A 21,136-nucleotide genomic window follows, 5' to 3' on the forward strand; every position below is an offset into this window, starting at 1 on the left:
AACGCCCGGGCGGCGCGCGAGGGTTCCCGGGTCGCTCAGTGACGCACCACCGCGGGAGCGACGTCCTCGGTGCGCTCGAAGACCGCCTTGGCCCGCTTCGGATTCGACTGCTTACCGCAGAACGCCGACTCCAGCGTGCCCGCCATCGTGTTGAGCACCGTGGTGTTGTTCGAGGTGTTGGCCAGCGCGGTCACGCTGCGCCGGCCGTCCTTGCTGGTGAAGGCGTACGTGTAGTAGCCCTGGACGACACCCGTGTGGCCGTAGACCGAGACGCCGCAGGACAGGTCGCGGCGGCGCAGCCCCAGACCGTACGCCGTCGTGCTGTTCACCTTCGTGAAGCGTTCCATCTCCGCGAGCGCGGCGGACGAGAGCAGCTTGCCGCCGGCGAGCGCCGACAGGAAGGTGTTGAGGTCCCGGGGGCCGGAGATGATGGCACCCGCGCTCTGCGCCCAGGAGGCGGTCTGCTCGGTCGAGTCGACCAGCGCGGCCCCGGCCCTGTCGGGGGTGAGGTAGCCGCGGGCGTAACGGCCCGGGATCTTGACGTCGGGGTGCACGTAGGCGGTGTCGTTCAGCTTCAGCGGCTTGAAGATGCGGTTCTCGTACGCGGAGCGCACCGAGTGCCCGGTCAGCTTCTCGATCAGCATCCCGGCCACCACGAAGTTGGTGTTCGAGTACGAGTAGGCGGCGCCGGGTGCGTTGGTGCGCGGCTTCTTCAGGGAGAGGTCCACCAACTGGCGGTAGGTGTAGACCTTGTTGCGCACCGCCTCGAAGCCGGACACGGTCTTCGCGAACAGGTCGTTGGTGTAGTCGTACAGGCCGCTGCGGTGGCTCAGCAGGTGCCGCACCGTGATCCGGTCGTCGGGCAGCAGGCCGGGCAGATAGCGGTTGACGGACGCGTCGAGGCTGAGCTTGCGCTCGTCCATCAGCTGCAGCAGCACGACGGCCGAGAAGGTCTTGGTGACGCTGCCGACGCGGAAACGGTCGGTGGCGTGGATGGCCCGCTCGGCGGCCCGGTCGGCGAAGCCCCGCGCCTCCGCGTACCTGGCTCCGTTGTCGTCGATGCGGGCCATGGCGCCGGGGGCGCCCTGCGCCACCGCCGAGCGCAGCACCTCACGCAGCGCCGCGGTGTCCGGGGCCGGCAGCGCGGCCGCCGACTCGGCGCGGGCCTGGCCGGGCGCGGCCTGTGCGGGCACGCCGAGCAGCGACAGCGTCACCGCTCCGAGTACCGCGCCCCTGCCCACGGTTGCTGAGATCATCCGATCTCCACTCCCCTCTGTGACGGTTCGGCGTTCGATCGCCCGGGTTCGGGCCGCCGGGTTCGGGCGAGGCCACCTTCTCGCGCGCCGTCACCTCCGCGCGGCTGACACACAGTCGGTCGGCCGCCGTTCACCCGGTGGCGCGGGGGTTCGGTGCCGGGGCGGGCCCGGCCGACTTCGCCGTGGTGACCGTGGGCACCGGTATCGGCCGCGGGCTCGTCCCGGACGGCCGGGTTGGGGTGCCACTGCGGCAACCGCGCCGCGTGCAGAAGATCGCCGGGGACGTCGCGATCGACGCCCGGACGCGGGAGATGACGGGCCGTCCGGTGGCCGGCACCGCGGCGGCCGCCGCCCTCGCCCCCCAGGGCGTCACCGGCGCCCGTGGGGTCTACGCGCGGGGCGGCGAGGCCGTCGGACGCGGCATCGCGACCGTGGCCGGTCTGCTCAGCCCCGCCCCACGGGGCACGGGGCCGTGCCGTGGCACGCACCACCGCGTGGGACGGCACAGCACCCCGAGGGGAGTGGTGAAGGCGGCCGGCAAGACGCGCCTACCGGGGCCGCCCAGGAGGAGCGGCCCTAGGAGCGGGAGCGGCGGGAGCGGCGTGTGCCACCGGGAGGGCGGTGGCCACGGCGGCTGTGCGCCCGCGTGCGGGCAGGGCGCAGTACGAGGGGGACCGCAGGGCCCTACCCCTCGGGTGTCCGGGCCCGGGGCGGCTCAGCCCTTGCCCGATCCGTTGGTACGCCCCACGCCGCCCCGGAGCCGCCCGGGTCAGCGCAGGGTCTGGGCCCAGTTGGCGGGGACTCGGCCGGCGGGGCCGGGGACGGGCTGGTCGGCCGGGTGGGCGGTCGGCGGCGCCAGTTCGGGGCCGGTCTCGTACAACTCGTTCGTGGCGTAGTTCCAGAACCATTCCTCGCCCGGCTCGAAGCTGCGGATCACCGCGTGGCCGGTGGCCGCGTAGTGGGCGGTGGCGTGCCGGGAGGGCGAGTCGTCGCAGCAGCCGATGTGCCCGCACACCGCGCAGCGCCGCAGGTGGAACCACCACCCGCCGGTCTCGTCGCACTCCACGCAGCCGGTGCCGCTCGGCGGGACGGCGGGGTCGATGGCGGCGTCGGTCATGCTGCCTCCTCAGGGCTCTCGGCGGGGGTCTCGGCGGTCAGCGGGAGCAGGACCTGGAAGCGGGTGTCGCCGGGCACCGACTCCACCCGGAGGGTGCCGTGATGCTTGTTGACGACGATCCGCCAGGAGATGTCCAGGCCGAGCCCGGTCCCCTCACCGACCGGCTTGGTCGTGAAGAACGGGTCGAAGATACGGTCGCGGATCTCCGGCGCCACACCCGGCCCGGTGTCACGGAACTCGACCAGCATCCGCTCGTGGTCCAACGCCGTGCGGACCGTCAACCTGCCTTCGCCGTCCGCGCTGTTGATGGCCGCGACCGCGTTGTCGATCAGGTTGGTCCACACCTGGTTCAGCTCCGCCGGGTAGGCCGGCACCGGCGGCAGCGTGCGGTCGTACTCCTTGACGACCTCGATCCGCGGGCCGATCTTGCTGGACAGCATCAGCAGTGTGCTGTCGAGGAGTTCGTGCACGTCCACCACCCGGTAGGGCGCCCGGTCCAGCTGGGAGTACTGCTTGGCCGCGTCGACCAGGTGCGAGATACGGGTGGTGGAGTCCTCGATCTCGTTCATCAACAGCTCGGTCTCGACGGTGTAGTTGAGCCAGCCGACCGCATTGGGCAGGATCTCCTCGCCGACCGCGGCCCCGACCTGCTCCAGCCAGTCGACGTCGAGTCCGGCCTGCACGAAGGTGGGTGCGAGCTGCCAGCCGTTGTCGATGCCGTGCTCGCCCAGCCAGTCGGCGAGGGCGTCCTCCCGGTCGGCGGCCTCCAGCGGGCTGAGCGCGGGCGCCTTGGCGACCCGTTCGGCGGTGCGTTCCTGTATCTCCACCAGGTCCGCCAACGCCTCCCGGGAGAACGGGCCTTCGGCGATCACGGCCAGCTTGTGCCGCATCTTCGCCACCCGCTCGCGCAGGGTCGCGGTGGCCCGCACTGCGGCGGCCGCCGGGTTGTTCAGCTCATGCGTGAGACCCGCCGACAACGAGCCGAGCGCCAGCAGCCGTTCCCGCTGTCCCACGGCCGCCTGCGTGTTCTTCGAACCGAAGAACAGCCCCTCCAGCAGATGCACCGCCATCGGGAACCACTCGCCCATGATGCTCGCGAACGTGTCGGCGGGCAGCACGAAGAACCGTGTCGGCTCGGTGACGCGCATCGAGTTGTTGTACACCTGCCGCACCCGGTCGCCCAGATACGCCTGCATGGCGCCCGCGTACACCCCGCGCTGCGAGGTCCGGTTGACCTCGACGTCGTCGCCGCCCACCCGCCGGGACAGCACGACGGTGCCCTCGATCATGACGTAGAAACAGGTGGCGGGCTCGCCCTCGGTGTACACCGGGCCGGGCTCGAACAGCTCCACCCGCCCCTCGCGGCACAACCGGCCCAGCTGTTCCTGTTCCAGCTTCTCGAACAGGAACAGCGAACCGATCTCCTTGGGACTGCACGGCATGGCACGACCGCTCATGACTGCTCCAGATACCGGTGGACGAGCATCACGGCCATCGCTCCCTCGCCGACGGCCGACGCGACACGCTTGGCGGACTCGGCGCGGGCGTCGCCCGCCACGAACACGCCGGGAACGCTGGTCTCCAGGTGGTACGGCGGCCGGTCCAGCTCCCAGCCCGCCGGCGGCCGGCCGTCGGCCGTCAGGTCCGGACCGGCCAGGATGAACCCGCGCCCGTCGCGCAGCACCGTGTTGTCCAGCCAGTCGGTCAGCGGGGCCGCGCCGATGAACACGAACATCCACTGCGCGTCGACGCGTTCGGTCTCACCGGTCACCGCGTCGCGCAGCGTCAGCTGCTCCAGACGGTCCGTGCCGTGCGCGGCCTCGACCACGGTGTGGGAGCGCACGAAGATGTTCGGCGCCTCGTTGATCTGCTGGATCAGGTAGTACGACATGGACGCCGACAGATCCGGGCCGCGCACCAGCAGCGTCACCGACTTGGCGCCCCGGGCCAGATACATCGCCGCCTGGCCCGCCGAGTTGGCGCCGCCGACGATGTACACGTCGTGCCCCTGGCAGGAGGCGGCCTCGGTCAGCGCGGAGCCGTAGAACACCCCGCAGCCGGTCAGGCCGTCGCAGCCGTCGGCGGCCAGCTGCCGGTACTGCACCCCGGTCGCCAGGATCACGCTGTGCGCCGCCACCGCGGAGCCGTCCGCGAACCGCACCACCCGGGCCGCCCCGTTGACCTCCAGGCCGGTCACCTCGCGCGCGGTCAGGATCTCGGCACCGAACTTGGCGGCCTGCCGCCGGGCCCGGTCGGTGAGCTGCGCGCCGGAGACGCCGTCCGGGAAACCCAGGTAGTTCTCTATCCGGGAGCTCTGCCCGGCCTGCCCGCCGGTCGCCGACCGCTCCACCAGCACCGTGCGCAGACCCTCCGAGGCCCCGTACACGGCCGCGCCGAGCCCGGCGGGGCCGCCGCCGATGACGACCAGGTCGTAGAAGTCGGCGGTCGGTGTCGTCGCGAGGCCCACCTTCGCGGCCAGCTCGGGCGCCTCCGGCTCGACCAGCACCGCCCCGTCCGGGGTGATCACCAGCGGGAGCCGCTGGCCGTCCTGCCCGGCCGCGGCCAGCAGCCGGCCGCCCTCCGGCTCGTCGACCGAGTACCAGCGGTAGGGCACCTGGTTGCGGGCCAGGAACTCCCGTACGTCCGAGGACCGGGCCGACCAGCGGTGGCCCACCACCTTGGTGCTGGGCACGGGCCGGTGGTCGCTGGCGCGCCACGCCTCCAGCAGGTCGTCAAGGACCGGATAGAGCTTCTCCTCCGGCGGGTCCCACGGCTTGAGCAGATAGTGGTCGAGGTCCACGACGTTGATCGCGTCGATCGCCGCGTTCGTGTCCGCGTACGCCGTCAGCAGCACCCGCCGGGCGACCGGGTACACGTCGAGGGCCCGTTCCAGGAATTCGATGCCGTTCATCTGCGGCATCCGGTAGTCGGCCAGGATCACGGCGACGAGATCGCCGCGCAGCTTCAGCTCGCGCAGCGCGTCCAGCGCGGACTCGCCGGACTCCGCGCGCACGATCCGGTACGACTGGCCGTAGCGGCGCCGCAGGTCCCGGGCGACGGCACGGGACACACCCGGGTCGTCGTCCACGGTCATGATGACGGTGCGTGTTGCCTCGGCGGCCTGCGCCATGTGTCTCCCACCCCGAGCGGTCGTGTCCAGGGGCGGTGTCGCCCTCGTCACCGCACCGGCTAGGTCCTGTCGTCAAACTCCCGTCGTTCGCCCGGAGGGCGGGCCCTGCGGCGTCAGGTGCGTGCTCTCGGTGTGCCGGGCGCAGGTCCTCGTACTGGACGTACTTGGGCCTGTGCCCGGTGCGGCGAGAGTGCGTGCATGGCGTCGCGGGGCAGGCGGGGGTTTGACGACAGGGCCTAGGCCCCATCGTATGTTCGTTCGCCCGGCTTCGCCGCACTGCGCCGTGGTACCCCCGGCGGGCCGGTGCCGGGCCCCGGTGGTGGAGACTGATCCCCGCAGACGCGCGACGACGAGGAGGCCGGCGCATGACACGCCCGATCACGGCAGGGGTCGACGGTAGTGAGGAGAGCCTGGCGGCGCTGGCGTGGGCGGCCCGCGAGGCCGTGCGCCGGGACCGGCCGCTGCGGGTGGTGCACGCGTGGCGGTTCCAGCCGCACGAGGCGGCCGGGGCAGCGGACCGGGACGCCCAGGCCGACTGGGTGCGCGGCGCGACCGCGGAGGCGGTGCGCACGGTCACCGAGCGCCATCCGGAGCTGACGGTGTCCGTCGACGTGGTCGAGGGGCACGCCGTCGAGTCGCTGGTCGCCGCCGCGGCCGACGCGGAGCTGCTGGCGCTCGGCTCGCGCGGGCAGGCGGCGGTCGTCGGGTTCCTGCTCGGCTCCGTCGGACAGCAGGTGATCGCGGAGGCCGCGCGGCCGGTCGTGCTGGTGCGCGCCGGCGACCGGGCCGACGCCGAGGCGGCCGGCCGGGAGGTGGTCGTGGGCCAGCAGGGCGGTCCGGAGGACAGCGCCGCGGCTCTGCGGTTCGCGTTCGAGACGGCCGCTGCCCGCGGGGCCGCGCTCCGCGCGGTCCGTGCCTGGACCCTGCCGCCCGTGTTCGCCTACAGCCCGGGTTCGATGAGGCTCCTCGACGACGCCGGGGGCCTGGAGCCGTACGAGAAGGAGGCGCTGGCCGCCGCGCTCGCGCCGTGGCGCGAGCGGTTCCCCGGTGTTCCCGTCACCGAGCACGTCGAGATGGGCAGCGCGGGCCAGGTGCTGCTGTCGGTCGCCGCACGGGCCCAGCTGATGGTCGTGGGCCGCCGCGCCCACCGCACACCGGTAGGCGCCCGCATCGGCTCGGTGGCCCACGGCGTACTCCACCACGCCCCCTGCCCGGTAGCAGTAACCCCCCAACCCTGACGACAGCCCCCCCGCAAGGGGCGCGGGGAACTGCGCGCTCAACCACAACGCCGCCGCACCCGAACGACCCCGGGCGGGGTCGGCGCCCCGCAGGGGGCGCGGGGAACTGCGCGCTCAGCCGCGATGGCGCCGCACTCGAACGACGCCCCGATGGCCGGAGCGCCAGCTGGACGACCCGGGGTTCGGCCATCGCCCCGCAGGGGGGCGCGGGGAACTGCGCGCTCAGCCACGACGGCGCCGCACCCGAACCACGACCGACTCGACCGAGCGCCGCTCCAACGCCACCGCACCCGAACGACGACCGGCAAACCGGCCAACCCAGCGGAGCGTCAGGGTTGCAGGGACGCCCGAGCCTCCGGCAGCACGTTGGCGATGTAGTCGGCGACCGCCGTGTCAAGACCTATGTCATGCTGCGCGCGCTCCGACAGATACCACCGGTGTTCGAGCAGTTCGTGGTAGATCTCCGCGGGATCCATCGCGCCCCGCAGCCGCGGCGGCACGGCCCGCACGGTCGGCCGGAACACGTCCCGCACCCAGCGGTGGGCCAGCACCTCAGGCCGGGCCGCGAGCGGGTCGTCGGGCGCGTAGTCCTCCTGCGTGGCCATCCAGCTCTCCAGGTCGTTCAGCAGCCGGCGGGCCTGGTTCTCCTCGGCGTCCAGGCCGGTCAGGCGCAGCAGCTGGCGCTGGTGGTGGCCCGCGTCGACGACCTTGGGCACGAAGGTGACGGAGTCGCCGTTCGAGGAGTGCTCGATCTGCATCTCGGCCACGTCGAAGCCGAGGTCGTTCAGGCGCCGGATGCGGCGCTCGATGTAGTGGTACTTGCCCGCCGGGTAGACGGAGGTGCGGGTCAGTTCCTGCCACAGCCCTTCGTAGCGGGTGCAGATCTCGTGGCCGAACTCGACGGGGTCGACGGAGGGGTGCAGCGCCCCGGACGCCTCCAGGTCCAGCAGTTCGCCGCTGATGTTCACACGGGCCAGGTCGAGGTCGTACTCCCGCTGCCCGGGGCTGAGCCGCGGGTGCAGGTCGCCGGTCTCGGCGTCCACCAGGTAGGCGGCGTACGCGCCCGCGTCGCGCCGGAAGAGCGTGTTGGACAGCGAGCAGTCGCCCCAGGCGAACCCGGCCAGGTGCAGCCGCACCAGCAGCACGGCCAGGGCGTCCATGAGCCGGTGCATGGTCTCCGGCCGCATGGTCGTCTCGAACATCGAGCGGTACGGCATCGACCCGCGCAGATGCCGGGTGACCAGCACCGATTCCAGCGGCTGCCCGGCAGTGTCGGTGCGGCCGGTGATCACGGCCAGCGGGTCGACGGCGGGGATGCCGAGCCGGTCCAGGTCGCGCAGCAGCTCGTACTCGCGCAGCGCCGGCCGCTCCGCCAGCTCCTTGACGGCGATGATCTCGGTGCCGGCCCGGGCGTAGCGCACCACGTGCCGGGAGATGCCGCGGGGCAGCGGCACGAGGTGGTCCTCGGGCCAGTCCTGAAGGGGCACGCTCCAGGGGAGTTCGAGCAGGAGCGCGGGGTGCTCCGGGTTGGTGGCGCTGATCTGCATGGCCATGGCACGAACCCTACGGCCTGGCGCGCGCGGTCCGGCGCGCCCGGTCCCGTGCCTGCTCGGCCGCCTCGCGCACGGGTCCGCGGTGCACCGGGCCGTGGCCCGGCAGCAGGATGTCCCCGTCGAGCCGCGCGATCAGCTCCAGCGAGTCCACCGCGCGGGCCCGGGCGTGGTCGAACATGACCGGCAGCAGCTGGGGCCCGCGCAGCCGGGCGGTGCGGTGGCCGCTGACCAGGGCGTCGCCGGAGATGACGATGCCGAGGTGGGGCAGGTGGTAGACGGTGTGTCCGTCGGTGTGGCCGGGGGTGTGCACCGGGACCGGCCGGCCCGGCAGGTCCAGCGCGCCCGCGGTGGGGAACGCCTCGGGGGCGCCGACCGGGTGCTGCTCGGTGCCGCCGACGCGCAGCACGTGCACGAGCCACGGCACGACGCCAGGCCGCCAGGCGTTGCGCAGGACCGCGCCCACGGACACCTGCTGAAGGAACTCCCGGCGGGCGTGCGGCACTTCGGCCTCGTGCAGCAGGACCGGGGTTCCGTAGGCGGCACGCAGGTACTCGGCCGAGCCCAGGTGGTCGTTGTGTGCGTGGGTGATCAGCACGGCCGCGACCGCCTCGGGTTTGACGCCCACGGTCGCCAGGGAGTCGAGGACCAGCTGCCGGTCCCCGGGATAGCCGGTGTCCACCAGCGTCGCGGTGTCCCCGTCCGTGAGGATCACCCAGTTGGTGTCGCTGCCGTGCACCAGGTAGGCGCCGTCGGCGACTTGGCGTACGTCTGCCCGCATGATCTCCCCGAGCCCTGAGCGTGCTGCCCGACGGCCGACAGCCAACCAGATGTTCCGGCTACCGCGGCGCGCGGGGTGCACGGGATGCCGGGGTCACCGTACGCCGTGCGGCCGGAACTGGACGCTGATGCGCGGCCCGGTGGCGCGCGTCGTCTTCGGCACGCAGTGCTCCCAGGTCCGCTGGCAGGAGCCGCCCATCACGATGAGATCGCCGTGGCCGAGCGGGCGGCGGACCGAGTGGCCGCCGCCCGCCGGGCGCAGCAGCAGGTCCCGGGGTGTGCCCACGGACAGGATCGCCACCATGGTGTCCTCGCGGGCGCCCCGCCCGATCCGGTCGCCGTGCCAGGCGACGCTGTCCCGGCCGTCGCGGTAGTAGCACAGGCCGGCCGTGGTGAAGGGCTCGCCGAGTTCGTCGGCGTAGCGGCGGCAGAGTGCGTCGCGGGCCTCGGCCAGCACGGGGTGCGGCAGCGGGTCGTCCGCCCCGTAGAAGGCGAGCAGCCGCGGTACGTCGACGACGCTGTCGTACATCGTGCGCCGCTCCGCGTGCCACGGCACGTCCCCGGCCAGTTGTTCGAACAGCGCGTCAGCCCCGCTCAGCCAGCCGGGCAGCACGTCGATCCAGGCGCCTCGGCCCAGCTCGGTCCGGCGCGCGCCGTCGAGGGCGGCGAGCCGCAGTTCGTCGGTCTGGTCGAACAGGGAGCCCTGGAAGTGCGTGGCCATGGCCCCAGCGTAACCCGTCAATCGAAAATGTGTTCCCATGATCGCGGGCGGTGCGCACCGGTGTACGGCGCTCCTCGTGCCGTTCCCCCGCTTCTTCCCACCCCTTTCGATACATCGACGTATCCGATACATTCGCGCATCGAACGGAGGTCCGGCGATGACGCGGCAGACGGCGGGGCGGGTGACCCGGCGCCGGGTACAGACCCGGGCCAGGCTGCTCGACGCCGCGTTCACGGTGTTCGCCGCGAAGGGGTTCGGCCGGGTCTCCATCGAGGAGGTCTGCGAGGCCGCCGGCTTCAGCAGGGGCGCCTTCTACTCCAACTTCGCCACCCTGGACGAGCTGTTCTTCGCCCTGTACCGGGAGCGGGCCGACCTCATCGCCGAGCAGGTGGCCGACGCGCTGGCGCTCGACGGACCGGGGCTCGACGTGCCCGCCGCCGTGGCCCGGGTCACCGAGGTGCTGCTGCTGGACGTGGACTGGCTGCTGGTCAAGACGGACTTCCTGGTGCACGCCGCCCGCCGCCCCGCCGTGGCCCAGGCACTCCTCGACCACCGGGCCCGCCTCAGAGGGGCGATCGCGGACCGGCTGACCAGGGCCGCGGGCCGCACCGCGCTGCCCGCCGTGCTCGGCGGCGCCGACGGCGCCGCGCACGCCGTGGTCGCCGCCTACGACGGAGTCACCACCCAACTGCTGCTGGAGAGGGACGTGGACGCGGCCCGCGCCTGGCTCGGCCGCCTGCTCACCGCGCTGCTGAGCGAGGGCAGCACCACCCCGCACGAGTCGTAGAGGGAAGGGAACGCACGCCATGGACGCGGACGTCATCGTCGTCGGAGCGGGTCTCGCCGGCCTGGTCGCGGCACACGAACTCACCAGCCGGGGCAGGCGCGTGGCCCTGCTCGACCAGGAGAACGCCGCCAACCTCGGCGGCCAGGCGTACTGGTCCTTCGGCGGGCTCTTCCTCGTCGACTCACCGGAGCAGCGGCGCCTCGGCATCAAGGACTCCCTCGACCTCGCCTGGAACGACTGGCAGGGCAGCGCGCGGTTCGACCGGCTCGCCGACGAGGACTCCTGGGCGGCGCGCTGGGCCCGCGCCTACGTCGAGTTCGCGGCCGGCGAGAAGCGGTCCTGGCTCCAGGGGCACGGCATCTCCCTGCTGCCCACCGTCGGCTGGGCCGAACGCGGCGATCTGCGCGCCGACGGACACGGCAACTCCGTGCCGCGCTTCCACATCGCCTGGGGCACCGGCACCGGCGTCGTCGAACCGTTCGTGCGGTACGCCCGGCAGGCCGCCCGGGACGGGCTGCTGACCTTCCACCACCGCCACCGGGTGGACGAACTCGTCGTCGAGGCGGGAGAGGTGACCGGGGTGCGCGGCACCGTCCTCGCCCCCGACGACGCGCCCCGCGGGGTCGCCTCCAACCGCGACCGCAGCGGCGACTTCGCGCTCACCGCCCAGGCCGTGATCGTCACCAGCGGCGGCATCGGCGCCAACCACGACATGGTGCGCCGGTTCTGGCCCGAAAGGCTCGGCACACCCCCCGCGCACATGGTCACCGGCGTCCCCGCCCATGTCGACGGCCGGATGCTCGACATCAGCGCCGAGGCGGGCGCGCGCCTGGTCAACCGGGACCGCATGTGGCACTACACCGAGGGCCTGCGCAACTGGGACCCCGTCTGGCCCGGGCACGGCATCCGCATCCTGTCCGGACCCTCCCCCGTCTGGCTGGACGCGCTCGGCCGCCGGCTGCCCGACCCCTGCCTGCCCGGCTACGACACCCTGAGCACCCTCCGGCACCTGCGCACCACCGACGACCTCAAGGACCACGACCACTCGTGGTTCGTCCTCACCCGGAAGATCATCGAGAAGGAGTTCGCGCTGTCCGGCTCCGAGCAGAACCCCGACATCACCGCCAAGGACCGCAGGGCGGTGCTGCGTGACCGGCTGCTCGGCAAGGGCGCCCCCGGGCCCGTGCGGGACTTCGTGCGCCACGGAGCCGACTTCGTGACCGCCGACACCCTGGAACGGCTCGTCGAGAAGATGAACGGCCTCACCGAGCGGCCCCTGCTCGACCCCGCCGCGGTGCGCCGCCAGATCGAGGCGCGCGACCTGCAGATCGACCACCCCTTCGGCAAGGACTCCCAGGTGCAGGGCATCCGCAACGCCCGCCGCTACATCGGGGACCGCCTCGGCCGGGTCGCCGTCCCGCACCGCATCCTCGACGCCGCCGCGGGCCCACTCATCGGCGTCAAGCTGCACATCCTCACCCGCAAGACGCTCGGCGGCATCCAGACCGACCTGGACTCCCGCGCCCTGGGCGCCGACGGGCGGCCCGTCGGCGGGCTGTACGCGGCGGGCGAGGTGGCCGGGTTCGGCGGCGGCGGCGTCCACGGCTACAACGCGCTGGAGGGCACCTTCCTCGGCGGCTGCCTGTTCTCCGGCCGCGCCGCGGGCCGCGCCGCGGCCCGGCAGACCGGATGAGCGAGGGCGTTGGGGCGGCGCTCGGTCGAGTCGGTCGTGGTTCGGGTGCGACGCCGTCGTGGCTGAGCGCGCAGTTCCCCGCGCCCCTGCGGGGCGCCGACCCCGCCCGGGGTCGTTCGGGCAGCAGTGCGGCGGTGTTGGGGCGGCGTTCGGTCGTGTCGGTCGTGGTTCGGGTGCGGCGGCGTCGTGGCTGAGTGCGCAGTTCCCCGCGCCCCTGCGGGGCGCCGACCCCGCCCGCGGTCGTTCGGGCAGCGGTGCGGCGGGGGGAACTCCCGTGCGATGTGCGGGAGGAGCGAGCCGCGGGCGTCGTTCGCCGTTCGCCGGGTCAGTCGCTCAGGAGCGACGCCAGGACCGCTGCATGGCCCTGCCGCGGGTTCCTGGATGCGGTGAGCAGCGTCACCGCTCCGGTGCGTGCCGACGCCCGCAGCGCGTCGAGCAGCGCGGCGGCCTCCGGCCTCTCCAGTTCGGCGGTGTAGCGGCGGCGGAACTCCCCGTAGTCGCCGTTGCCCGCGTGGTACCACTGGCGCAGCTCGGCGGACGGGGTCAGGGTCTTGGGCCACTCGTCGATGCCGGCGGCGTCCTCGGGCAGGTCGCGCGGCCACAGCCGGTCGACCAGCACCCGCAGTCCGTCGTCGGGCTCGGGCGGTTCGTGGACGGGGCGCACACGGACGCTCACGATCGGGGACCTCTCTGCGGGCGCGGACGGTGCCGCGAGCGTACGGTGGCGAGACCGGCCGACCGGTGGACGACGCGGCGCGACGTGCCGCGAACAGGGGCAATACGGGCGAAATCGCCTCTAGTCTGTGGCAGACCGCTGTCGGCCATCCCTCCCAAGGAGCGCATGTGACGCCACCCCCACAGCAGGGCGCAGGACGACGCACCGCGGTGCTGCGCCGCGAGGCCGTTCTCGCCACCGTCCCCGTCGCCCTGGCGGCGCTGCTCGGCGCCGCCGGACCGTCCGTGGCCGCCTCGCCCGGGGCGTCCGGCCTGGGCGACCCCTACTTCCCGCTCGCCGGCAACGGCGGATACCACGTCCAGCACTACGATCTGACGCTGCGTTACGACACCGAGGCCCGGCACCTCGACGGCACGGCCGTCCTCACCGCCCGCGCCACCCACGAGCTGTCCAGCTTCGACCTCGACCTCAAGGGGCTGAACGTCACCGGCGTCACCGTCGACCGCGAGACCGCGAAGGTCAGCCGCGACGGCCAGGAACTGGTCGTCACCCCGCGCCGGGCCCTCGCCAAGGACCAGGAGTTCCAGGTCAGGGTCGACTACAACGGCACGCCCCAGCCCCTCATCGACGAGGACGGCTCCCAGGACGGCTGGATCCACACCGACGACGGCGCGTTCGTCGCGGGCCAGCCGCAGGGCTCGATGACCTGGTTCCCGGCGAACAACCACCCCCTGGACAAGTCCTCGTACGAGTTCACCATCACTGTTCCCGAGGGGCGCACCGCCGTCGCCAACGGCGTCCTGCTCGGGCAGAGCACCGCCGACGGCCGTACCACCTTCCGCTGGCGCCAGAGCGAGCCGATGGCCGCCTACCTGGCCACGGCCTCGGTCGGCAAGTTCCAGGTCGAGCGGTACACCACCGGCGACGGCATCCAGGTGTACAACGCCGTCGACCCGCGGGAGGCGAAGGCATCGGCGTCCGTCCTGAAGAAGCTGCCCTCCGTGCTGGAGTGGGAGAGCAAGCTGTTCGGCCCGTACCCCTACCGGGCCGCCGGATCGATCGTCGACCACGCCCCGCACGTCGGATACGCCCTGGAGAGCCAGAGCAGGCCCGTCTACGACTCGGCACCCGACCTCGCGACCTTCGTCCACGAGATCGCCCACCAGTGGTTCGGCGACTCGGTCGCCCTCACCTCCTGGAAGGACATCTGGCTCAACGAGGGCTTCGCGAGCTACGCGGAGTGGCTCTACGACGAACAGCACGGCGGCGACACCGCGCAGCAGACCTTCGACGAGCTGTACGCCAGCCCCGAGGACGACGACCTGTGGGACATCCCGCCGGGCGACCCGGGCAGCGGCGACAACCTCTTCGAGGACCCGGTGTACGACCGCGGCGCCATGACCCTGCACCAGCTGCGCAAGGCCGTCGGCGACGCCGCGTTCTTCCGGATCCTGCGCGCCTGGCCCACCCAGCACCGCGACGGGCACGGCACCACCGAACAGTTCGTGCGGCTCGCCGAGCGGGAGTCCGGCAAGGACCTGAAGAGCCTGTTCCACACGTGGCTGTACACCAAGGGCAAACCGGGCACCGCACTGTAGGGCGGCCGAGCCGCACCGTGACACAGCCCCGCGTTCCTTCGGAGCGCCGGGCTGACGAATTCCTCACATGTGTCGGTCAGGGTCGGCACATGACCCGACCGCGAAACACCGCCTAGGATCCGCCGCGTGTGCGCACATGTGCTGGTCGCCGAGGACGACGAGATGCAGGCCGAACTCATACGCCGCTCCCTGCTGGCGGAGGGCCACACCGCCACGGTGGTCCACGACGGCGCCGCCGCCCTGGACGCGGCCCGCCGGCTCGCACCCGACCTGGTCGTCCTGGACCTGATGCTCCCGCTGGTCGACGGCTTCGGGGTGTGCCGGGCACTGCGCGGCGGCGCGCCGGACACCGCCGACATCCCCGTGCTCATGCTCACCGCCCGCTCCGCCGAGGACGATCTGCTGCTCGGCCTGGAACTGGGCGCCGACGACTACCTGACCAAGCCCTACAGCCCGCGCGAGCTGATGGCCCGTATCCGGACCGTGCTGCGGCGCAGCGGCCGGGGCGTCGGCGTGCGCGAGGACCCCGCCGTCCGCGCCGGAGGCGTCAGCGTCGACCCGGTACGGCACGAAGTGCGCTGCGACGGCGTGCCGGTGGAGTGCACCCCGGCCGAGTTCCAGATCCTGCTGGCCATGGCCGCCGAACCGGAACGGGTCTTCTCCCGGCGGCAGTTGCTGCAGGCGACCCGCGGCTTCGACCGGGCATCCACGGAACGGGCCGTCGACGTGCACATCATGAACCTGCGCCGCAAGATCGAGGCCGACCCGCGCCGGCCGGCGCGGCTGCTCACCGTGTTCGGTGTGGGCTACAAGCTCAGCGGCGGCCGGCCGTGAAGGGCCGGATACCGCTGCGCAAACGGATGCTGGTCCGGCTGCTCATCGCCTCGGTGCTGATCGCCGTGTGCTCGGTCGCCGCGACGGCCTGGCTGGCCGTGACCACCACCACCAGCGCGCTGCGCGAGGAGCAGGGCCAGGACCTCGCCGCCGACACCGACATCCTGGCCCGGCTCAGCGGGTACGCCGCCACCCACCCCGACTGGAAGGACGTCCGGCACACCGTCCGCGAGCTGGCCGCGAAGACCGGCCGGCGCATCGCCCTGACCACCCCGGACCGGGTCCTGCTCGCCGACTCCGCGCCCCGCGGCACCCCGCTGCCGCCGCGGCCCGCCGCCTCCGTCGACCCGCTGCGCACCGACACCTACACCGAGCCGGGGGCGCAGCTCAGCGGCCTGGACCCGCGGGCGGTCGGCCCCTACCGGCTCACCGCCGAGGAACGCGAGCGGCTGGACGCCGTCGCCGGCAAGCAGCGGGCCTGCTTCGAAAGCCTCGGCATCCGGGCCAGGATCGAACACGCCCCGGCCGGGCGGCCCTTCGTCACCGCAGCCGACGGGACGGCGGTGACGAGCTACTTCCAGGACCGGTGCGGCTATCCGTCCACCGCCCCGACCGCCACGGAACAACGCGCGCTGACCGCGCTGACCGGGGGCACCAGCGCCTGCCTGACACGCAAGGGCATGAACCCGGACCTGCCGCTGTACCTGATGCTCGACCCCGGCGGCGCCGGCACCTTCGGCCGGTTCCTCGTGAAGTACGCCGGAGCGGCCGACGGCAAGGCGATGCGCCTGGTGCAGGCTTGCGTCGACAGCGCCCGCCGCGCCCAGCTCGACCCGTACGTCGCCCCCGTGGCCGAGCTGTTCCTCGGCCTCGGCGACCAGGCGACGCCCCGCTTCGACATGTCACCGGCGAACAAGACGAAGGTCGTCGGGGTGGCCTCGCTCGTGCTCGCCGTCACGGTCGCGGTGACCGCCGTGGTAGCCACCCGGCTGGTACGGCCCCTGCGTGCGCTGACCGCGGCCGCCCAGCAGCCGCCCGACCGGCATGTGCGGGTTCCGGTGACCACGCGGGACGAGACCGGGATCCTGGCGGAGGCATTCAACGACCTGACCGAGCGGCGGGAACGCCTGGAGGCCCAGCGCAAGGCGATGGTCAGCGACATCGCCCACGAACTGCGCAGCCCGCTCACCAACATCCGTGGCTGGCTCGAGGTCACCCGGGACGGCCTCGTCGAGCCCGATCCGGCCCTGCTCGACGCCCTGCACGAGGAGGCGCTGGTGCTCCAGCGCGTCATCGACGACCTCCAGGACCTGGCCGCCGCCGACGCGGGCACGCTGCGCCTGCACCGTGAGCCCGTCGCCGCCGGCGACCTGCTCGACCAGGTCGCCGCGGCACACCGGCTGGCCGCCGACGCGGGCGCGGTCACCCTGCGCACCGAGTGCGCCGGCGAGCCGTGGCTGGACGCCGACCCGGTGCGGATGCGGCAGGCACTCGGCAACCTGGTCTCCAACGCGCTCAGGCACACACCCGCCGACGGGACCGTGACCCTGGCCGCGCGCCGGGACGGCGACGAGGTCGTGCTCACCGTCGCCGACACCGGCCACGGCATCGCCGCCGACGATCTGCCGCACGTCTTCGACCGGTTCTGGCGCGCGGAGAAGTCCCGCAGCCGGCGCACCGGCGGCAGCGGCCTCGGCCTGCCCATCGTCCGCCATCTGGTCGCCGCGCACGGCGGCACGGCCGGCGCGGCGAGCGAGCCCGGACAAGGCGCCGTCTTCACCCTGCGCCTGCCCGGCATCCCGCCGCCCCGGGACGGCTGACACCCCGCGACCGCACCGCCGGCCTCGGGGCCGGCCGCCCCGGAGCGCGGCCGGTGGCGGTCACTGTTCGCGCATGCCCCACGGGGCGCCGTACGCCGTCAGCAGGTCGAGGAACGGGCGGGGCGGGAACGCCTCGGGGCCGAGGACACCCGACCCCGACCACGCACCCGTGGCGAGGAGTTCGAGCGCGACCACGGGGTTGACCGCCGTCTGCCACACCACGGCCTGGCACCCGTACTGCGCCATGGTCCACTGGTTGTCGACGACGTGGTACAGATACACCTCGCGCGTGGCGCCGTCCTTGGTGCCGCGCACCCAGGTGCCCGCGCAGGTCTTGCCGTGCATGCGCTCGCCCAGGGTCGCCGGGTCGGGCAGACACGCGGCGACGACGTCCCGGGGGGACACCGCGACCGGGCCGTCCGCGCCGGGCACGGTGACCGGCTCGGTGCGGTCGAGGCCCAGCAGGTGCAGCGTCCGCAGCGTCTCGATGAACTCACGGCCCAGCCCGTACTTGAACGTCACGCGTCCGGCCTTCACCCAGCGCGGCACGAGCAGCACCTCCTCGTGCTCCACGTTCACGCACTCCACCGGCCCGATGCCGTCGGGGAAGTCGAACACCTCGGGCTCGCTGAACGGCTCCGTGGTGAACCAGCCGCGCCCCGCCTCGTACACGACCGGCGGGTTCAGACACTCCTCGATGGTGGTCCAGATGCTGAACGACGGCGCGAAGTCATAGCCGTCGACGGTGAGGTTCGCGCCGTCACGGACGCCGATCTCCTCGATCTCGTCGAAGAGTTCGTCGGCCGCGTACCGGGCGAACACATCCGAAAGGCCGGGCTCCACGCCCATGCCGACGAGCGCGAGGGCACCCGCCTGCGCCCAGTCGGCGGCCAGCGCGAACTGCTCGTCGCCCAGCTTGACCCCGCAGACCTCGTACGGCCGCTCCGCATCCGGGCGCGACAGGGACATCGCCATGTCCAGATAGGTGGCGCCGCCCGCCCGCGCCGCGCGGAACAGGGGCATGACGAAGCGCGGGTCGGTGGCGTTGAACAGGACGTCGCAGCCGTGCCGCGCCAGCAGGTCCGCCACCGCCGACTCGTCGGCCGCGTCGACGCGCGCGGCGCGGAACCGGGACCCGTCCGGGCCGAGGGCCGCGACCGCGGCCTCGGCCCGCGCCAGGTCGTGGTCGGCGACCACCATCAGATCGAAGAACGCACGCCGGGCGGCGATCCGGGTGACGGCGGTGCCGACACCGCCCGCTCCCACGAGCAGTACACGCATGGTGAAACTCCCTGTCCAACGAAGATCCGGTCGAGGTGGTGAAGCGGCGCGCCTGACCGGAATCCAACGCCGTGGGCCAATGTAAGGTCAATCGTGTTGGCATAAGAGCGGCCGCCGTGTCCGGGGCCCCGGCGAAAGGCATGCCGTGCCGAAGCGTGTCGTGCCCGAGGAGAAGCGGCGGCGCCGTCGCCCCACCAGGAGCGGCACCGTGCTGTCCGAGGGGCTGATCGTGGAGACCGCGCTGCGCCTGCTGCGCGAGCACGGCAGCGCCGGCCTGTCCGCGCGGCGCCTCGGGCTGGCCCTCGACTGCGATCCGAGCACCCTGTACCGCTACTTCCGAGGCATGGACGATCTCACCCTGGCCATCGGCGACGCGCTCATCGGGCGTGCGCTGCGCGGCTGGCGGCGGACCGGGCAGTGGCGGGCGGATCTGCGGGCGCTCGGTCTGCGCATCCACGCCGCGTACGTGGCCCATCCGCAGGCGGCGCTGCTGACCGCGAACCGGGTCACCGGCCGCGCGCACGAACTGGCCGCCGACGAGGCCGTCCTGGACATCCTGCGGACCGCCGGCTTTCCGGTCGCCGACACCGTCCGGGTCTATCAGGCGTTCATCGACCAGACCCTGGCCTTCGCCGCACTCGACGCCGCGTCCCTGGCGCTGCCCAGCGACTCCCAGCGCGCCGACGAGGCCACCTGGAGTGCCATCTACGCCCGGCTGCCGGCCACCACGCACCCCCGCATCGCCGAGGCGGCCCCCCTGCTGACCACCCGCATGCTCACCAGCGCCTATCCGGTGGCCCTTGACATGCTGCTGGACAGCGCGGCCCACCACCTGAACGGCCTCCCCGCCTGAGCGCATCTGGATGTGCCGCGCTGGGCCGTCGAGCGGCTGCGGCATCATCGTGGCTGGTCGCGCAGTTCCCCGCGCCCCTTGGGGGCGCGACGGAACTGTTCAGCTTTCGTGGCGCAGGCTCTCCGCCGCTGTCGCCGTCACCGCTTCGGCCAGTGCGGCCAGGGCGGGGGAGTCGAGTTTCCACTGCTGCCAGTACAGGGGGACGTCCGCCCAGCGGCCCGGCGCGAGGTGGACCAGGCGGCCGGTGCGCAGCAGCGGGTCGGCCTGGGCCTCGGGGACCATGCCCCAGCCGAGCCCCGCGGCGACCGCCTCGGCGAACCCCTCGGAGGTGGGCACGTAGTGCCGGTGCGCGCTCGCGGCGCCGAAGCCGGCGTCCAGCGCACGGATGAAGTCGTCCTGGAAGTCGTCGCGCCGGTCGAAGACGACCACCGGCGCCGCGGCCAGCGCCGGTGCCGCCGGCCCCGCCAGATACTCCGCGGCGAACTTCGGGCTCGCCACGGGGAGGTAGCGCATCCGCCCGAGGGGACGCACCGAACAGCCCGGCACCGGGTCGGGCGAGGAGGTCACCGCGGCCATCACCAGCCCCTCCCGCAACAGCGCCGCCGTGTGGTCCTCGTCCTCGCGGCGCAGTTCGAAACAGAGCCGCGGCTCGCCGGGCACCCGCCGCAGCGCCGGCAGGAACCAGGTGGCGAGCGAGTCCGCGTTCACCGCCACCGACACCCGCGTGGGCTCACCGGCCCCGCTGAGCCCCAGCTCGCCCCGCGCGTCCCCGTCCAGCCGGGCCAGTTGCCGGGCGAACCGCACCAGCACAGCGCCGGACTCCGTCGGCCGTACCGGTTTGGTCCGCCGCAGCAGCACCCGGCCCGTGCGCTGCTCCAGCGCCTTGACCCGCTGGCTGACCGCCGAGGGCGTCACATGCAGGGCGGCCGCCGCCGCGTCGAACGTGCCCTCGTCCACCACCGCGAGCAGCGTCCGCACCTGGTCCAGGGGCAGCTCAGACACCATGGCGGCCGCTCACCTCCTCCGCTCTTCTCTTGCTGGACGGCATACAGAACCGCTAAGGGTACGTAAAAATCTTTAGCTGTACGCCGAGTGATCGCATGGTTAGCGTCACAGGCATGTCCGCCGCCCTGACCGCCGCTGCCGCCGGATTCGGCACCGGCCTCTCGCTCATCGTCGCCATCGGAGCACAGAACGCGTTCGTCCTGCGCCAGGGCGTCCGCCGGGACGCGGTGCTCGCGGTCGTCGGCATCTGCGCCCTGTCCGACCTGGCGCTCATCGCGCTGGGTGTCGCCGGCGTCGGCGCGCTCGTCGTCGCCTGGCCAGGGGCGCTGACGGCGGTCGCCCTGATCGGCGGCGGCTTCCTGCTCTGCTACGGCGCCCTCGCCGCCCGCCGCGTCCTGCGGCCGGCCGCCGCGGGACTGCGCACCGAGGGCGCGGCGGCGGGCTCACGGCGGCGGGCGGTGCTCACCTGTCTCGCGCTGACCTGGCTCAATCCGCACGTCTACCTGGACACCGTGTTCCTGCTCGGCTCGCTGGCCGCCGATCGCGGCCCGCTGCGCTGGACGTTCGGTCTCGGCGCTGCCCTGGCCAGCCTGTGCTGGTTCGCGGTGCTGGGCTTCGGCGCCCGGCTGCTCGGCCGGGTCCTCGCCGGACCGCGGGCCTGGCGGGTCCTGGACGGCCTGGTCGCGGTGACCATGATCACGCTCGGCGCGCTGCTCGTCACCGGATCCTGAGCCGAGGATCCCGGGCCGATCGGGCACCCCGCACCGGCGGACACCGTCGGAGCTGCCATAGTGAAG

General features: G+C 73.3%; 18 protein-coding genes. 8 read left to right on the top strand and 10 right to left on the bottom strand.

Features of this window, described 5'->3' with window-relative positions; translation table 11 throughout:
• Positions 1–35: 35 nt before the first annotated feature.
• The 4 genes from ACIRFL_RS35560 to ACIRFL_RS35575 all read right to left on the bottom strand — a co-directional run bounded on the left by ACIRFL_RS35560 (position 36) and on the right by ACIRFL_RS35575 (position 5,503).
• The gene (locus tag ACIRFL_RS35560) at positions 36–1,256 is read right to left on the bottom strand and encodes a serine hydrolase domain-containing protein (protein WP_404037139.1); all 1,221 of its coding nucleotides are present in this window, start codon (positions 1,254–1,256) and stop codon (positions 36–38) included.
• 769 nt (positions 1,257–2,025) lie between these two features.
• The gene (locus tag ACIRFL_RS35565) at positions 2,026–2,373 is read right to left on the bottom strand and encodes a UBP-type zinc finger domain-containing protein (protein WP_404037143.1); all 348 of its coding nucleotides are present in this window, start codon (positions 2,371–2,373) and stop codon (positions 2,026–2,028) included.
• Positions 2,370–3,830: an ATP-binding protein gene (locus ACIRFL_RS35570; protein WP_404037146.1), complete on the bottom strand. Its 1,461-nt coding sequence runs from the start codon at positions 3,828–3,830 to the stop codon at positions 2,370–2,372. Before ACIRFL_RS35570 ends, ACIRFL_RS35565 begins: the two co-directional genes overlap by 4 nt.
• The gene (locus ACIRFL_RS35575; RefSeq protein WP_404037149.1) at positions 3,827–5,503 is read right to left on the bottom strand and encodes an FAD-dependent oxidoreductase; all 1,677 of its coding nucleotides are present in this window, start codon (positions 5,501–5,503) and stop codon (positions 3,827–3,829) included. The genes ACIRFL_RS35570 and ACIRFL_RS35575 overlap by 4 nt, the downstream gene beginning before the upstream one ends.
• A gap of 365 nt (positions 5,504–5,868) precedes the next feature.
• Here ACIRFL_RS35575 and ACIRFL_RS35580 point away from each other — a divergent pair, with 365 nt between their 5' ends.
• Positions 5,869–6,741, top strand: coding sequence for a universal stress protein (locus ACIRFL_RS35580; RefSeq protein ID WP_404037152.1), 873 nt, complete (start codon positions 5,869–5,871; stop codon positions 6,739–6,741).
• Positions 6,742–7,070: 329 nt separating this feature from the next.
• Here the strand turns inward: ACIRFL_RS35580 and ACIRFL_RS35585 are convergent, their stop codons facing one another.
• The 3 genes from ACIRFL_RS35585 to ACIRFL_RS35595 all read right to left on the bottom strand — a co-directional run bounded on the left by ACIRFL_RS35585 (position 7,071) and on the right by ACIRFL_RS35595 (position 9,792).
• The gene (locus ACIRFL_RS35585) at positions 7,071–8,294 is read right to left on the bottom strand and encodes a DUF4032 domain-containing protein (protein ID WP_404037154.1); all 1,224 of its coding nucleotides are present in this window, start codon (positions 8,292–8,294) and stop codon (positions 7,071–7,073) included.
• A 10-nt stretch (positions 8,295–8,304) separates the two neighbouring features.
• Positions 8,305–9,072: an MBL fold metallo-hydrolase gene (locus tag ACIRFL_RS35590; RefSeq protein WP_404037157.1), complete on the bottom strand. Its 768-nt coding sequence runs from the start codon at positions 9,070–9,072 to the stop codon at positions 8,305–8,307.
• A 93-nt stretch (positions 9,073–9,165) separates the two neighbouring features.
• Positions 9,166–9,792, bottom strand: coding sequence for an alpha-ketoglutarate-dependent dioxygenase AlkB (locus ACIRFL_RS35595; protein ID WP_404037160.1), 627 nt, complete (start codon positions 9,790–9,792; stop codon positions 9,166–9,168).
• Between the two features lie 157 nt (positions 9,793–9,949).
• On the opposite strand from ACIRFL_RS35595, the gene ACIRFL_RS35600 reads away from it, so the two are divergent.
• Positions 9,950–10,579 carry a TetR/AcrR family transcriptional regulator gene (locus ACIRFL_RS35600; protein WP_404037163.1) on the top strand — a complete coding sequence of 210 codons (630 nt, stop codon included), beginning with the start codon at positions 9,950–9,952 and terminating at the stop codon, positions 10,577–10,579.
• Between the two features lie 19 nt (positions 10,580–10,598).
• Positions 10,599–12,272 (top strand): FAD-binding dehydrogenase, encoded by a 1,674-nt coding sequence (locus tag ACIRFL_RS35605; RefSeq protein ID WP_404037166.1) that lies wholly within the window; start codon positions 10,599–10,601, stop codon positions 12,270–12,272.
• 325 nt (positions 12,273–12,597) lie between these two features.
• On the opposite strand, the gene ACIRFL_RS35610 is transcribed toward ACIRFL_RS35605, so the two are convergent.
• Positions 12,598–12,948, bottom strand: a complete 351-nt coding sequence (locus tag ACIRFL_RS35610; protein ID WP_404037169.1) for a DUF488 domain-containing protein — start codon at positions 12,946–12,948, stop codon at positions 12,598–12,600.
• Between the two features lie 167 nt (positions 12,949–13,115).
• Between ACIRFL_RS35610 and ACIRFL_RS35615 the strand changes: the two genes are divergently transcribed.
• From ACIRFL_RS35615 to ACIRFL_RS35625, 3 genes are all read left to right on the top strand, one after another.
• Entirely contained in the window at positions 13,116–14,546 is a 1,431-nt protein-coding gene (locus ACIRFL_RS35615; protein ID WP_404037172.1) for a M1 family metallopeptidase, read from the top strand.
• A 126-nt stretch (positions 14,547–14,672) separates the two neighbouring features.
• Positions 14,673–15,380 (top strand): response regulator transcription factor, encoded by a 708-nt coding sequence (locus ACIRFL_RS35620; protein ID WP_404037175.1) that lies wholly within the window; start codon positions 14,673–14,675, stop codon positions 15,378–15,380.
• Positions 15,377–17,200, top strand: coding sequence for a sensor histidine kinase (locus tag ACIRFL_RS35625; protein WP_404037178.1), 1,824 nt, complete (start codon positions 15,377–15,379; stop codon positions 17,198–17,200). Before ACIRFL_RS35620 ends, ACIRFL_RS35625 begins: the two co-directional genes overlap by 4 nt.
• A 60-nt stretch (positions 17,201–17,260) precedes the next feature.
• Here the strand turns inward: ACIRFL_RS35625 and ACIRFL_RS35630 are convergent, their stop codons facing one another.
• Entirely contained in the window at positions 17,261–18,481 is a 1,221-nt protein-coding gene (locus ACIRFL_RS35630; RefSeq protein WP_404037180.1) for a saccharopine dehydrogenase C-terminal domain-containing protein, read from the bottom strand.
• A 145-nt stretch (positions 18,482–18,626) separates the two neighbouring features.
• Between ACIRFL_RS35630 and ACIRFL_RS35635 the strand changes: the two genes are divergently transcribed.
• The gene (locus tag ACIRFL_RS35635) at positions 18,627–19,334 is read left to right on the top strand and encodes a TetR/AcrR family transcriptional regulator (RefSeq protein WP_404037183.1); all 708 of its coding nucleotides are present in this window, start codon (positions 18,627–18,629) and stop codon (positions 19,332–19,334) included.
• 99 nt (positions 19,335–19,433) lie between these two features.
• Here the strand turns inward: ACIRFL_RS35635 and ACIRFL_RS35640 are convergent, their stop codons facing one another.
• The gene (locus ACIRFL_RS35640) at positions 19,434–20,339 is read right to left on the bottom strand and encodes a LysR family transcriptional regulator ArgP (RefSeq protein ID WP_404037186.1); all 906 of its coding nucleotides are present in this window, start codon (positions 20,337–20,339) and stop codon (positions 19,434–19,436) included.
• Between the two features lie 113 nt (positions 20,340–20,452).
• On the opposite strand from ACIRFL_RS35640, the gene ACIRFL_RS35645 reads away from it, so the two are divergent.
• The gene (locus ACIRFL_RS35645) at positions 20,453–21,070 is read left to right on the top strand and encodes a LysE/ArgO family amino acid transporter (RefSeq protein ID WP_404037189.1); all 618 of its coding nucleotides are present in this window, start codon (positions 20,453–20,455) and stop codon (positions 21,068–21,070) included.
• Positions 21,071–21,136 lie beyond the last annotated feature (66 nt).

Origin of the sequence: Streptomyces sp. NPDC102462, from assembly GCF_044765425.1 — a bacterium.
Classification (GTDB): Bacteria; Actinomycetota; Actinomycetes; order Streptomycetales; family Streptomycetaceae; genus Streptomyces.

What these genes read in the sequence shown, in the direction of transcription:
- ACIRFL_RS35640 (WP_404037186.1), bottom strand. Translation starts at nt 20,339, where the DNA reads ATGGTGTCTGAGCTGCCCCTGGACCAGGTGCGGACGCTGCTCGCGGTG.
- ACIRFL_RS35575 (WP_404037149.1), bottom strand. Translation starts at nt 5,503, where the DNA reads ATGGCGCAGGCCGCCGAGGCAACACGCACCGTCATCATGACCGTGGAC.
- ACIRFL_RS35580 (WP_404037152.1), top strand. Translation starts at nt 5,869, where the DNA reads ATGACACGCCCGATCACGGCAGGGGTCGACGGTAGTGAGGAGAGCCTG.
- ACIRFL_RS35585 (WP_404037154.1), bottom strand. Translation starts at nt 8,294, where the DNA reads ATGGCCATGCAGATCAGCGCCACCAACCCGGAGCACCCCGCGCTCCTG.
- ACIRFL_RS35645 (WP_404037189.1), top strand. Translation starts at nt 20,453, where the DNA reads ATGTCCGCCGCCCTGACCGCCGCTGCCGCCGGATTCGGCACCGGCCTC.
- ACIRFL_RS35595 (WP_404037160.1), bottom strand. Translation starts at nt 9,792, where the DNA reads ATGGCCACGCACTTCCAGGGCTCCCTGTTCGACCAGACCGACGAACTG.
- ACIRFL_RS35600 (WP_404037163.1), top strand. Translation starts at nt 9,950, where the DNA reads ATGACGCGGCAGACGGCGGGGCGGGTGACCCGGCGCCGGGTACAGACC.
- ACIRFL_RS35630 (WP_404037180.1), bottom strand. Translation starts at nt 18,481, where the DNA reads ATGCGTGTACTGCTCGTGGGAGCGGGCGGTGTCGGCACCGCCGTCACC.
- ACIRFL_RS35590 (WP_404037157.1), bottom strand. Translation starts at nt 9,072, where the DNA reads ATGCGGGCAGACGTACGCCAAGTCGCCGACGGCGCCTACCTGGTGCAC.
- ACIRFL_RS35570 (WP_404037146.1), bottom strand. Translation starts at nt 3,830, where the DNA reads ATGAGCGGTCGTGCCATGCCGTGCAGTCCCAAGGAGATCGGTTCGCTG.
- ACIRFL_RS35560 (WP_404037139.1), bottom strand. Translation starts at nt 1,256, where the DNA reads ATGATCTCAGCAACCGTGGGCAGGGGCGCGGTACTCGGAGCGGTGACG.
- ACIRFL_RS35605 (WP_404037166.1), top strand. Translation starts at nt 10,599, where the DNA reads ATGGACGCGGACGTCATCGTCGTCGGAGCGGGTCTCGCCGGCCTGGTC.
- ACIRFL_RS35565 (WP_404037143.1), bottom strand. Translation starts at nt 2,373, where the DNA reads ATGACCGACGCCGCCATCGACCCCGCCGTCCCGCCGAGCGGCACCGGC.